Origin of the sequence: Citrifermentans bremense (genome assembly GCF_014218275.1) — a bacterium.
Lineage (GTDB): Bacteria > Desulfobacterota > Desulfuromonadia > Geobacterales > Geobacteraceae > Geomonas > Geomonas pelophila.
In genome coordinates this window covers 2,242,809-2,255,396 of record NZ_AP023213.1, presented here as the reverse complement: position 1 = coordinate 2,255,396, position 12,588 = coordinate 2,242,809, and the positions used below count along the sequence as shown (strand labels likewise).

General features: G+C 61.7%; 11 protein-coding genes. 4 read left to right on the top strand and 7 right to left on the bottom strand.

Annotated elements, in window-relative coordinates; genetic code table 11:
* Nucleotides 1-186 precede the first annotated feature (186 nt).
* Entirely contained in the window at nucleotides 187-1,032 is an 846-nt protein-coding gene (locus GEOBRER4_RS09945; RefSeq protein ID WP_226377757.1) for a CvfB family protein, read from the top strand.
* A gap of 80 nt (nucleotides 1,033-1,112) precedes the next feature.
* Here GEOBRER4_RS09945 and GEOBRER4_RS09940 read toward each other — a convergent pair whose 3' ends face one another.
* Nucleotides 1,113-1,733 (bottom strand): Bax inhibitor-1/YccA family protein, encoded by a 621-nt coding sequence (locus tag GEOBRER4_RS09940; RefSeq protein WP_449727630.1) that lies wholly within the window; start codon nucleotides 1,731-1,733, stop codon nucleotides 1,113-1,115.
* Nucleotides 1,734-2,037: 304 nt separating this feature from the next.
* Here GEOBRER4_RS09940 and GEOBRER4_RS09935 point away from each other — a divergent pair, with 304 nt between their 5' ends.
* Nucleotides 2,038-2,373: a hypothetical protein gene (locus GEOBRER4_RS09935; RefSeq protein ID WP_185242156.1), complete on the top strand. Its 336-nt coding sequence runs from the start codon at nucleotides 2,038-2,040 to the stop codon at nucleotides 2,371-2,373.
* A gap of 47 nt (nucleotides 2,374-2,420) precedes the next feature.
* Here GEOBRER4_RS09935 and GEOBRER4_RS09930 read toward each other — a convergent pair whose 3' ends face one another.
* The 3 genes from GEOBRER4_RS09930 to GEOBRER4_RS09920 form a co-directional block, all read right to left on the bottom strand.
* Nucleotides 2,421-3,482 (bottom strand): NADH:flavin oxidoreductase/NADH oxidase, encoded by a 1,062-nt coding sequence (locus GEOBRER4_RS09930; protein WP_185242155.1) that lies wholly within the window; start codon nucleotides 3,480-3,482, stop codon nucleotides 2,421-2,423.
* Between the two features lie 94 nt (nucleotides 3,483-3,576).
* The gene (gene mutM / locus GEOBRER4_RS09925; protein WP_185242154.1) at nucleotides 3,577-4,386 is read right to left on the bottom strand and encodes a bifunctional DNA-formamidopyrimidine glycosylase/DNA-(apurinic or apyrimidinic site) lyase; all 810 of its coding nucleotides are present in this window, start codon (nucleotides 4,384-4,386) and stop codon (nucleotides 3,577-3,579) included.
* A gap of 37 nt (nucleotides 4,387-4,423) precedes the next feature.
* Nucleotides 4,424-4,606, bottom strand: coding sequence for a hypothetical protein (locus GEOBRER4_RS09920; protein ID WP_085812750.1), 183 nt, complete (start codon nucleotides 4,604-4,606; stop codon nucleotides 4,424-4,426).
* 304 nt (nucleotides 4,607-4,910) lie between these two features.
* On the opposite strand from GEOBRER4_RS09920, the gene GEOBRER4_RS09915 reads away from it, so the two are divergent.
* Together GEOBRER4_RS09915 and GEOBRER4_RS09910 are read left to right on the top strand one after the other, a co-directional pair.
* Entirely contained in the window at nucleotides 4,911-7,325 is a 2,415-nt protein-coding gene (locus tag GEOBRER4_RS09915; protein WP_185242153.1) for a PAS domain-containing protein, read from the top strand.
* A 271-nt stretch (nucleotides 7,326-7,596) separates the two neighbouring features.
* Entirely contained in the window at nucleotides 7,597-8,298 is a 702-nt protein-coding gene (locus GEOBRER4_RS09910) for a GntR family transcriptional regulator (RefSeq protein WP_085812752.1), read from the top strand.
* Nucleotide 8,299: 1 nt separating this feature from the next.
* Here GEOBRER4_RS09910 and GEOBRER4_RS09905 read toward each other — a convergent pair whose 3' ends face one another.
* From GEOBRER4_RS09905 to GEOBRER4_RS09895, 3 genes are all read right to left on the bottom strand, one after another.
* Entirely contained in the window at nucleotides 8,300-9,190 is an 891-nt protein-coding gene (locus tag GEOBRER4_RS09905) for a sensor histidine kinase (RefSeq protein WP_185242152.1), read from the bottom strand.
* A gap of 291 nt (nucleotides 9,191-9,481) precedes the next feature.
* Entirely contained in the window at nucleotides 9,482-11,260 is a 1,779-nt protein-coding gene (locus GEOBRER4_RS09900) for an acyl-CoA dehydrogenase family protein (RefSeq protein WP_185242151.1), read from the bottom strand.
* A 113-nt stretch (nucleotides 11,261-11,373) separates the two neighbouring features.
* Nucleotides 11,374-12,546 (bottom strand): thiolase family protein, encoded by a 1,173-nt coding sequence (locus tag GEOBRER4_RS09895; protein WP_185242150.1) that lies wholly within the window; start codon nucleotides 12,544-12,546, stop codon nucleotides 11,374-11,376.
* Nucleotides 12,547-12,588 lie beyond the last annotated feature (42 nt).

The following is a 12,588-nucleotide window of genomic DNA, read 5'->3' as shown; positions in this document are numbered from 1 at the left end:
AAACAGCGGCCGGACCCGAATGAACGGCAGCTAAGCAGCTATTTTTGAACGAGTAATCTCGATTGCCACACCCTTCAGCGGTTAGAGGAAAAAACCTGTCGGGCTTTGTAGCCGGATCTGCTATAGTAATCGGAATATTTGTTTAAAAATAAAATAGTATTTTGTAATGTTACGGTGCGCCGCAACATGAAATGGAGCGCCAACCAGATGCTGGAAATAGGTAAATACAACAGGCTTGAGGTGAAGAAAATCAGCGCCATCGGCGCCTTCCTGGTTTCGGAGTTGGGGGACATCCTGATGCCGACCAAGTACGTCCCGGAGGGGCTGCACCCGGGAGAACATGTAAAGGTATTCGTCTACCTGGACTCCGAGGACAGACTGCTGGCCACCACCTTGACCCCCAAGGCGCAGGTGGGAGAGTTCGCGGTGCTGGAAGTGAAGGACGTCACCAACGTGGGCGCGTTTCTGGATTGGGGGTTGGAAAAGGACCTGCTGGTACCTTTTAGCGAACAGCCAAAGCCGATGAACAAAGGGGAGCGGCACCTGGTGCGGGTTTACCTGGACCGCTCCGACCGCATCGCCGCGTCGGCAAAGCTTTCGAAGTTCCTGGAGAAGTCCCGCATCGAACTGAAGGAGGGAGAAGAGGTAATGCTCACCTTCTACCAGTTCGGAGAGTTGGGGGCCAAGGTCATCATCAACGGCCGTTACGACGGGCTGTTGTTCAAGAGCGAGCTGTACGGCAGCTTCGAGGTGGGCGCCAGCGCCAGGGGGTTCGTCAAAAAAATCAGGCCCGACGGCAAGATCGACGTGACGCTCAGAAAAGACGGGGGGAAGGATCTCCACGGCGGCCGGGAGAGCGTGCTGCGGGTGCTGAGCGAGAGGGGGGGCTTTCTACCCGTGGGCGACAAGTCATCCCCGCAGCTTATTTCCGAGATGTTCGGGATGAGCAAGAAGAGCTTCAAGACCGTGATCGGGAACCTGTACAAGGAAGGGGTGATCGAGATCTCCCCGGAGGGGATACGTCTGCGCTGACCCTCCCCTGCCCTGCGAAAAAAAAGAGCCCGGGTCGCGACTAGCGATCACGGGCTCTTTTCGTTTCGGCGCCCAGGCGCTTAACGGCGGTCGCCGAAAAGCCTCAGCAAAGAGAGGAACATGTTGATGAAGTCGAGGTAGAGGGTGAGCGCGCCAAGCACCGCCCCCTTGCGCCCGGCGTTCCCCATCTGCTTGATCTTCTGCGTGTCGTACGCGGTGAGGCCGGTGAAAACGATCACGCCGCAGACGCTCATGACCCAGGAGAGCATGGAGCTTTGCAAGAAGATGTTCACCAAGGAGGCGATCACCACCCCGACAAGCCCCATGAAAAGGAAGCTCCCCCAGGAGGAGAGGTCGCTGCGGGTGAGGTAGCCGTACAGGCTCATGGCGAAGAACATCCCCGAGGTGATCAGGAAGGTGGAGGCGATGGAGGTCGAGGTGTAGGCCACGAAGATGCTCGACATGGTGAGCCCGTTCACCGCGGCGTAGACCAGGAAAAGAGCGCTGGCCGTGGTGGCGCTGATCCTGTTGATGGCGCCGCTTATGGCGATGACCAGCCCCAGTTCGCCGAACACCAGAGCGTAGAAGAGGATCCGGTTGCCGAGGATGGCCTGAAGCAGCGCCGGAGAAGAAGCGGTCATGAGCGAGACCAGGGCGGTGAGCGCGAGGCCGCCCCCCATCCACCCGTAGACTCCCCTCATGACGCCCTCCTGGGCGATAGTGATTGTTCTTTGCTGCGTCTGGTATCTTTCCATGCTGTCTCCGTTTTGATTTCGCTTGCAGATGCGGGAGCTTTTGCTCACACAGTGGGGAACTTCGCCTTCCGCGATGGAACAAAGGCTCGCCTGGCTAAAATAAAATTGCGAACGCCCGTGATTATACAGGTAAATCTGCTAGAATGTACAGCCTGTTCGCCCGCTGACAGAGCTTTGTCTTCACAAACGTGCCAGTTCGTGGCGCTAACTATGAGCTGAAATACCACCCCAGAAAAGAAGGAGGAGACCCATGTTCAAGAAATTAGCCATCCTCGTTTGCCTCGTCTCGTTTGCACCGGCGGCAGCCGGCGCCCAGGATGTGGCGCTCCTTGCCAACGCCCAGCCGGCGCAGCAGACGGAAGCTCCCCGCGCCCTGAACCTGATGCCGAGCCAGGAAACTGCCGTCACCCTGGTTGCGGCCAACGACATCCAGGGGCAGCCCGCCCAGGAGCAGCGCGCGAGAAAGACCCACACGGGGCTCACCTGGAAGGAGTTCTGCGAGGTGCACTTCGGCGAAGGGCGCTGGATCTACTGGGCGGGTGCCGTGGCCGCGATCGTCGCCATCCACGTGGTCGCTGCGGACTGATTGCAAAAGGCGGGGGGCTTCCCCCCCGCCCCTTTCCTCTTCCCGCCTCATTTCGCCCTTTCGTACTGGTTGGGCCAGGCAGGCTCGACCCGCAGCGCTTTCGCCGCGTGCAGCGGCCAGTACGGGTCCCTAAGCATCTCGCGCGCCAGGAATACCGCATCGGCGAGCCCCGTAGCAACTACATGCTCCGCTTGCGCGGGCGCAGTGATGAATCCGACGGCGCCTGTGGCGATACCGGCCTTTCTCCTTATTTCCGTAGCAAAGGGGGTCTGGAAGCCGGGGCCGAACGGGGGCGCCGCCTCAGGCACCAGCCCGCCGCTGGAGCAGTCGATCAGGTCGACACCTACCTCCTTCAGCCTTTCTGCCAGCTCCACCGTCTGCTCCAGATCCCATCCCCCCTCGATCCAGTCCGAGGCAGAGACCCTGACGAACACCGGGAGGTGCTCCGGCCAGATCTCGCGCACCGCCTTCGCCACCCGCAACGGAAAGCGGCAGCGGTTCTCCAGCGAACCGCCGAAGTCGTCGCTGCGCAGGTTCGACAGCGGCGAGAGGAATTCGTGCAGCAGGTACCCGTGAGCCATGTGGATCTCCACCACCTCGAAACCCGCTTCGACGCTGCGGCGTGCCGCCTGGGCGAACTGCCCGAGGATGATCTCCAGGTCCTGGGCGGTCGCCTCCCGGGGAGTCGGATAGTCGCCGGCAAAGGGGACCGGGCTTGGGGCGATGGTCTGCCAGCCGCGGTGACTCGCGTCCAGCGGACCGCCCCCTTTCCATGGCAGGTCTGTGGAAGCCTTGCGCCCGGCGTGCGCCAGCTGGATTCCGGGCACCGCCCCCTGTTCCTTGATGAAGCGTGCGATGGGGGCGAAGGCGCGCGCGTGCTCCGCGCTCCAGATGCCCGAGTCGTCGGGCGAGATGCGCCCCTGGGGGGAGATGGCGGTCGCCTCAACCATGACGAGCCCCGCCCCGCCGACCGCCCGGCTTCCCAGGTGGACCAGGTGCCAGTCCGACGGCATCCCTTCCCTGCTTGAATACTGGCACATGGGGGAGACGAAGATGCGGTTTTTGAAAGTCAGCTCCCGCAGGGTGAGCGGTGTGAAGAGCATGCTCATTTTGAACCCTCCCTGTTAAAGTGGCGGGGAAACCCCGCCCTGCCGCAGTTTATCAACCGGTGGGGCAAGGTCAATGGCTTAACGCCTGTGAAAGCTATCTTTGACAGTCGGGGCAGTAGAAAGTGGAGCGGTTGCCCATCCTCTCCCGCTTAACCTTAGTGCCGCACTTAAGGCAGGGAAGTCCTTCCCTGCCGTAGACGAACAGCTGTTGCGGGAAGTAGGCGAGTTTCTCCTCGCGGACGCAGAAGTCCATAGAGCGCCCCGCTTCGATGGAAGCGGTGAGGGTCTCCTTGATGCAATCGCAAAGTCGGGTGCAGTCGGCTTCGGAAAGCTCGCGGGCCTCGGTGAAGGGAAGCATGTTGCAGCGGAACAGGGTCTCTGCGGCGTAGATGTTGCCAAGGCCGGCAACGACTGAACCGTCCATCAGGAAGCGCTGCAGCGGCGCCTTTTTGCCTCGGCTTTTGCGGTAGAGGTAGGCCCCGGTGAGCTCGCCGGTGAGAGGCTCCGGCCCTATTGCGCGCAGCAGTTTGTGCCGCAGTGGGTCGGCCGGGGTGAAGTGGATCGAGCCGAAGCGGCGCACGTCGTTTAGCCGCAGCACGAGCCCAGACTCGAGAACCAGGTCGAAGTGGTCGTGCGGGCCTGCGCCGGTACCGGCCGGCACCAGGCGCAGATGCCCGGTCATGCCGAGGTGCAGCAGCAGGAAGCCCTGTTCGCAGGCGAGGATCAGGTACTTGCCGCGGCGGGTCACGGACTTTATGGTCTGGCCGGCTAAAAGCCGCGGGAGTTCCGGGGGAACCATGCTGCGCAGCTTGGCGCTGTGGAGGGCGGCAGCCGCGATCCTGGCTCCGACAAGTTTATCTGCAATCCCCAGCCGGGTCACTTCGACTTCGGGTAGTTCGGGCATCGGCAGCTCCAGGTCCGTTGTGAGCTAAATCCCGCCGCTACGCGATCGGCATGGGATTGCAGACGTTGTCGCCGGAGTTGGCCTCCGCCCCGCAGGTGAAGCAGGTGACGGTGGGGTGGTCGGTTATGTGCGCGATCTCCTCGCTGCGCCCGGCGCTTTTCAGCATGCAGATGTGTCCGGTATGTTTGGCTCCGCACTGGCAAGTCTTGGTGGATTCCATGTCTTATTCTCCTCAAAAGGGAAGTAGCTGGCTAGCTACAACTACCCTAAACGTGCGGCAACAGTCAATACCTCAGTTAGGGAAGTCACCAGCAGACGCCTAAATGCGACGGACCGGTTTCGAAATCGTTTAAATACAGTGCCAGCCAAAGATTTGCGAAAAAACATTATCAAGATATAATTTGTGCTTGCTAGTTGAATATTTCTCAGATATATTAGAAACCATTCAACTACTGGGCGTTGTCGAAGTTGCGCCACGGCTATGACAGTGTGGTAGGCGGGTAAACAGGCAACGGGGGATAAACATGAACCATCTGTCGGAAACAGCGACCCTTGTTCAGATCGGGATGAAAGGCCCCTCCACAGCTTTAGCGGATGTCCCATCCCCCCACCCCCTGCAGCAGGACCCTCCCTGCGTCGATTACGCGCAGGTACTGCGCAACATCTTCAGCACCGCGCCGCTCGGGTTGTACCAGACCGACATAAACGGCAGCAGAATACCTTCTGCAGGCAGCGACGCCTGCGACGAAAGAGAAGAACCGCTGATCGGCTTCATCCACCCCCAGGAGCGTAAAGCGCTGACGGCGAGTTGGCAGCAAAGCATGGAAAAAGGCGCGCAGTGGTCGCAGCGCTTCAAATACCGTTCGTCCGACGGCAGGGTATTCTGGCTCCAGGCTGTAATCGCCCAGGTGCGAAACGAAAGCGGCAAGGTGACCGGCTACCAGGGCTGCAACCTCGATGTCACCGCGGAAGTGGTCGCAAACGAGCAACTGGCCCTAAGCGAGGAGCGCCACCGCAGGGCGGTTGAGGCCGCGAGCTCGGGAATCTGGGACATGGACGTAGCTACCAGCACCTGCTACTTCAGCCCCTGCTGCTATGAGATGCTCGGCTACACTCCGGGGCAGGCCCAGGTGCAGCTGGATGACTGGTCCAGCATCCTGCATCCGGAGCAGCTTGACGACGCACGCACACTCAAGGAGAGCTGCGTCGAAGGACGCGTGGAGAGCTTCGAGCTCGAGTTCCGCCTCAAGACTAACGAGGGTAAGTGGAGGTGGTTCCTCTGCAGGGGAAAGGCGGCAGAGCGGGACGCGTCGGGGAAGGCCGTCCGGCTGGTAGGGACTCTCTGCGACATCAACCAGTCGAAGATGATGGAGCACCTGCTGCAAATGGAGCACGGCCTTTTGGACCTGATCACCGCCACAAGCCCCGTCGGCATCATGTTCATCGAACCCGGCGGCAGGGTCGCCTTCGCCAACCCCAGGGCCGAACAGATCCTGGGACAGACCAAAAAGGAGATGGCCAGTCGGCGCGACTGCTCGCCGGTCTGGGGCATCATCCGCGAGCGGAATCAGGGCGAGGCAGGCCCGGATGCTGCGCTTGGTAAAATCCTTGCGACCGGCGACACCCTGGCGAACGTCTGCTTCCGCTTCCGGCGTCCCGATGGCGTGGCGGCGCTTGTCTCCATCAGCACCGCCCCCTTCCTGGACCAGGCCAGCAAGGTGAGCGGTACGGTGGTCACGCTCGAGGATGTCACTGAACAGAAGCGGCGCGAACAGGTCATGTTCGACAACGAGAAGCTTTTGCGCGAGACACAGAGGATCGCCCAGCTGGGAAGCTACGTGCTCGATTTGACCCATGACAGCTGGAACTGCTCCAGCAAGCTCGTGGAGATCCTGGGACTGGATGAAACCTATCCCAGGACGCTCAAGGGGCACATCGCGGTGGTTCACGAGGAGTACCGGGAGCTTTTCAGGGAACGCTATCTGGCCGCCATAGACGACGGTCGCCCTTTCGAGATGGAATACCTGGTACGAAGGCTCAATGACGGAAGGGAGCGCTGGGTGACCGAGTGCTGCGAGCTATCCCAAGGGGGGCGGGGGCTGGAGCAGCGCATGATCGGCACCATAAAGGACATCACCGAGCGGAAAGAGGCCGAGGAGGCGATCCGGAAGCTGAACGACGAACTGGACCGGCGGGTGATAGAGAGGACGTCGCAGCTCGAGGCGGCGAAAAAAGAGATCGAGTCATTCAGCTATTCCGTATCCCACGATCTCCGTGCTCCGCTGCGCCACATCAACAGCTACAGCTCGATCCTGGCAGAGGAGTACGGCAAGGCGCTGCCAGATGAGGCTCTCTACTACCTGGAGCGGATCAACATCGCCAGCTCCAGGATGGGGAGGCAGATAGACGACCTGCTGACGCTCACCAGGGTGGGGAAAACGCAGATGAAGCGCCAGAGCTTCAACATCAGCAACCTGGCGGCTGAGGTGGCCGACATGCTGCGCGGGGAGCAGGGTGCGCACCCGGTCGAATTCCAGGTGCAGCAGGGTCTGACCGCCTACGGCGACAGCGTGCTGGTGCGGCTGGTACTGCAGAACCTGCTCGGCAACTCCATGAAGTACGCCTCCCGGGTCGCCAGCCCGGTGATCGTGTTCGGCCAGGCGCAGGGTTCGGGGAGGCCGACCTTCTTCGTGAAAGACAACGGGGTCGGCTTCGACATGGCCTACGTCGACAAGCTCTTCCAACCGTTCCAGCGCCTGCACGGCTCCGAGTTCGAGGGAACCGGCATCGGGCTCGCCACTGTGCGCCGCATCATAGATCGCCACGGCGGGAGCATTTGGGCCGAGGGACAGGAAAACCACGGTGCCACCTTCTACTTCACCCTTTCCCAGCCGCGGAAAAACTCGGCTCAGCACCAGGCGCCACTCTCACCGCTATAAAACTTCGTTCAACAAAAGCAGGATCTGGGACATTCCACCTATCTGCCAGCCGGCAGCCTCTCATACCCGCGTTCGCTCGGGACTCGCCACTTTCTCCACCTGGCCAGGCATCTCGACCCGATGAAGAGGTTGAGATAAATGGTGCTGCAAGTAAAATATTGCTACCATTTTGCAAAACCTTGTTTTATGATATTGCACAATGGAATGTGCCGGACACCTGCGGCATGCGCAGCGAGGACGACTGCCTTTAGTGATCGACAGAGGGGACTGTATGAGGAAGACCTACCAGATGGTGGAAAAGGCGTTGGTGGCGAGGTTGCTCAAGGGGGATCCCAAGCCCGGCTCCACGCTGGAGAGCGAGCGGGATCTGGCGCAGCGCTTTTCGGTAAGCCGTGCCACGGTGAGGGAGGCCCTGCAGAAACTGCAGAACTCGGGGTGGATTTCGGTGCAGCAGCGCCACTGCACGGTGGTGAACGATTTCTGGTCCCAGGGGGACCTGGAACTGATCTCCTCAATCACCCGCAACAGCGAGGATTTTCCTCCGGAACTTGCCTCCCACCTCCTGGAGTTGCGGGTCCAGTTCGCGCCGGACTACGCCCGAAGAGCCGTCGAAAACAACGCGGCGGCGCTCGCCGAGATACTGGCGCGGGCCGACAAGGTGCGGAACTGCGCCGGGGCCCTGGTCAAATACGACTGGGAACTGCACATCGCCATGGCGGTGATGTCGGGTAACCGGATCTATCCCTTGATCCTGAACAGCTTTTCCAGCGTCTACTCGAAACTGCGCGCCGCCCTCTTCACCCGCGAGGAGTACCGGCAACAGGCGCGCAAGTACTACCGGGAGATGCTGCAGGCCGCCAGCACCGGAAACGCCATCCTCGCCGAAAGCATCACGCGGGCCGCGATGAAGCTCAGGCTCGACTCCTTCCAGCTCCAGTCCGGGGGGATGCAGGGGGTGCCGGCGCCGGCCTGACTCAGGGAGAGAGGGTGAAGCTGAAGGTGGCACCTTTGCCGATCTCCGCATCGGCCCAGATCTTCCCGCCATGCCGGTGCACGATACGCTGCACCGTGGCGAGCCCTATCCCGAGACCTGGAAACTCCTCCTCGCGGTGCATGCGCTGAAAGGGCCCGAAGAGCCGCTCGGCAAAGCGCAGGTCGAACCCTGCCCCGTCGTCCCGCACGTAGTAGACGGTGCCCTCCCCTTCTCTCTTTTCGCCGAACTCGATGGTCGCCCTCTCATTTTTCGCGGTGAACTTCCAGGCGTTGCCGAGCAAATGCTCGATTGCCGTCCGCATCAGCTGCGGGTCTGCCTTTACCGGCATCTTCTCCGCTATCCTGAACTCGACCTGGCGCTCTGGGTCCCCCTGCCGCAAGGAGTCCGCATATTGGCGCGCCAGCGCTGCCAGATCCATGTCGACCAGGGTCAAGTCCTGCCTGGCCACCCTGGAGAGGGAAAGAAGCGCTTCGAGGAGCCCCTCCATCTTGCGCGCCGCCCTGACGATGCAGTCCAGATAGCTCTGGGCGGTCGGCTCCAACTGCTCGCCGTAGTCCTCCACCAGGGCGCTGCTGAACCCGACGAGGTGCCTTAGCGGCGCGCGCAGGTCGTGTGAGATGGAATAACTGAAGCTCTCCAGCTCCTGGTGCACAGTTTCGGCCATGCACCTCTGCCGGTTGAGCTCCCGGGTGAGAAGGTCTACCTCATGCTCCGCCTTGCTGCGACCCTGCTGCTCCTCTTTCAAAAGCAGGTCGGCTTCGGCAACCCTCGCAAGACAGAGGGAAAGTCGTGTTTCCAGATCGCTCTCCGGGGGCGATTGGCCTTTCACCACGCGCGCAGATTCCAGAAGTTCTCCTTCCTGCTTCTTCAAAACTTCCCCCTTAACCACGTCTTTGCGATAGCATCGCTGCCAGATATTCAAGCAGTTCAGACTTGATCCTTCTGTACATTCTTGGACGCGGACAAGATTTTAACTCTTTTATCGTGGAATTGTGCCACAGATTCCCGTCGTGCACCACAAGGAACTTCCGCTTTGCCCTTCACGTAATGGCATAGGTACAGCCGATACAGAGCAGGCGCCACCTGTGACAGTTGTATTGAACTTGCGGGCTTACCCCGGTGAGCTTGATAGCGTTCCTAGTCCCGGATGCAAAGCTGCAGCTTAGAAAAGGTACCGCTCTGCTTCCAGTGCGGCATCGGCGAGCTTGCGCTTTTGCTGCAGCACGCCGGTCGCGTCGTACCTGGTGAAGCGCCTGATGCCGCTAAGCATGAGCGTCAGCGCGTCCCCCTCCTCGATGTAGTACGCCGCCTTGCGGGCGGCAGCGGCGCATTTCTCGCCGGCGTTGAAGGTGAAGGTCTTGACGGCCGCCTGCACCGCGTCTCTGCGCGCCGGGCTCAGGGACGGAAGCATCTTCTCGCCCCGCAGCACCGCGCTCTCGATGGCGAAGATGTTGATCACCACGTCCGCCGCGGCCAGAAGAACCTCCTGCTCCTCCTTGATTCCCGCCTGGAATTTCTGCGCCGCGCTCCCCGCGACCACCAGGAACGCCTGCTTGAGCCCCGCAACAAACGCCTTTTCCTCGGCGAAGGGGACGTTGTCGTCCAAATCCTCGAAGGAGGGGGTCATCAGGGACTCGAAGGCCTTGAGCGCCTCCTGCTGCAGCGGGATTTCCCCCTTCATGGCACGCGCCAGGAGCGTCCCCGGGATGAGCAGGCGGTTGATCTCGTTGGTCCCCTCGAAGATCCGGTTGATGCGTTCGTCCCGGTAGTAGCGCTCGGCCGGGTACTCCTGGACGAAGCCGTAGCCGCCGTGGATCTGCACCACCTCGTCCGCAACGAATGCGAGTACCTCGCTGCAGAACACCTTGGCGATGGCGCACTCCATGGCGTACTCCTCTATCGCGCGTTGGTAGACGTCATAGTAGTTGGGGGTGTCGCGTGGTATGGTGGCAAGGCGCCGGTCGATGAGCCCGGCCAGGCGGTAGACCAGCGATTCCGAGGCGAAGAGTGCGGCCGTCATGTCGGCGATCTTCTCCTTGATGGCGCCGAAGGAGCCGATGGAGCGCCCGAACTGCTTCCTCAGGTTCGCGTACCTGATCCCGTCGGCGAGCGCCATCTTGGCGGACCCGGTGACCGCGGCGCCTAACTTGAAGCGCCCCACGTTCAGCACGTTGAAGGCGATCTTGTGCCCCTTCCCTATCTCGCCCAGGACGTTTTGCACCGGCACCTTCGCGTTGTCGAGGATCACCTGGGTCGTCGAGGACCCCTTGATCCCCATCTTCTTCTCCTCGGGCCCGACGCTAACCCCCTCGAAGCCGCGTTCGACGAGGAAGGCGGTGAAATGCTCCTTGTCCACCTTGGCGAAGACGGTGTAGAGGCTCGCTATGGAGCCGTTGGTGGTGAACTGCTTGGTGCCGTTCAAAAGGTAATGGCTGCCGTCGGGAGAAAGCGTCGCCGTCGCCTTTGCCCCCAGGGCGTCGCTCCCGGAATCGGGCTCGGTAAGGCAGTAGGCCGCGATCCACTCGCCGGTGACCAGTTTCTCCAGGTACTTCTGTTTTTGCTCCTCGGTGCCGTAGTAGACCAAGGGGAGCGTCCCGATGCCGGTGTGTGCCGAGTAGGCTACGGAAAAGGAGCCCGAGCCCGAGATCTTTTCCGCAGCGAGCATGCTGGTCGCCTTGTCGAGCTCCAGTCCCCCGTACTCCTCGGGGACGTCGATCATCAAAAGCCCCAGTTCGCCGCACCTCTTCATCAGCTGCACCACGTGCTCGAACTGCTGGTGCTCGATCTCCTCGCGCAGCGGGATCACTTCGTTAGCCACGAACTGCTCTGTGGTCTGCCCTATCTGCCTCTGTTCGTCGCTGAAATCCTCCGGGGTGAAAACGTCTTCCTTGCCGGTTTCCGCGATCAGGAATTCCCCACCCTTGAATATCCTCGCACTCATAAAGCACCTCTCTCGTTGTTAACGGAAGCCTTCACCCCCGCCCTCTCCCACCTGCGGACCGAGCCTACTGTTGGCGAAGGCCCTGAGGCAAGGGGAGTTCTTAGCGCCGCGACCTAGACCATCTCGAAGATGCCGGCCGCCCCCATGCCGCCGCCGATGCACATGGAGACGCAGCCGTAACGCTCCCCCCGGCGCCGCAGTTCGTGCAAAAGCGTCGCGGTCAGCTTCGAGCCGGTGCATCCAAGCGGATGCCCCAAAGCGATGGCGCCGCCGTTCACGTTCACCCTCTCCGGGTCGAGCTTCAACTGGTCGATGCAGACCAGCGACTGGACCGCGAACGCCTCGTTCAGCTCGAAGAGGGAGACGTCCTGCTGGGCGAGCCCGGCGAACCGCAGCGCGGCGGGTATCGCCTCTATGGGGCCGGTACCCATGATCTCGGGCGGCACCCCCTTGACGGCGAAGCAGACATAGCGCGCCATCGGCTGCAGGTTGTTGCGCTTCAGGAAATCCTCGGAGACCACCAGCACGGCGGCGGCCCCGTCGGTCATCTGCGACGAGTTGCCGGCGGTGACGCTGCCGTTGGCCTTGAAGGCAGGCTTGAGCTTGGCGAGCGCCTCGACCGTGGTGTCGGCGCGCACGCCGTCATCGGCGGTGACCCGTTCGCTCACGCCCTTCATCTTTCCCCCTTCCAGGGTGCAGAACTGCGCCTCGACCGGGACGATCTCCTCGGCGAACCTCCCCTCCCTAATCGCCTCTGCAGCCTTCCGGTGGCTCGCCGCGGCGAACGTGTCCTGCTCCTCGCGCGACACCCCGTACTTTTCGACCATGAGCTCCGCGGTGATCCCCATGGAGGCGTAGGTCTCCGGCCAGCCATGGACGAGGCCTGGGTTGGCGCTGAACTTGTTCCCCCCCATGGGGATGAGCGACATGCTCTCGGTCCCCCCGGCGATGATGCAGTCGGCGAAGCCGGCCATGATGCGCTCGGCGGCAGTGGCGATGGTCTGCAGCCCGGAGGAGCAGAAGCGGTTCACCGTCTGGCAGGGGACCTGGTAGGGAACGCCGGCCTTGAAGGCGGCGATGCGGGCCACATTCATCCCCTGCTCCCCCTCGGGGAAGGCGCAGCCGATGATGATGTCGTCCAGTTGCGCCGGGTCGATGCCGGAAGCGTCGATGACCCCCTTGATGGCCGCGGCGGCCAGGTCGTCGGGTCGTACCTGCCTCAGTTTCCCCTTGTAGGCCTTGGTGGCCGGGGTGCGCAGGGCGGTGACTACGTATGCGGTTCTCATGGTGTTTCTCCTATGTCAGCAACCAAACGCGGGTGCAACAAT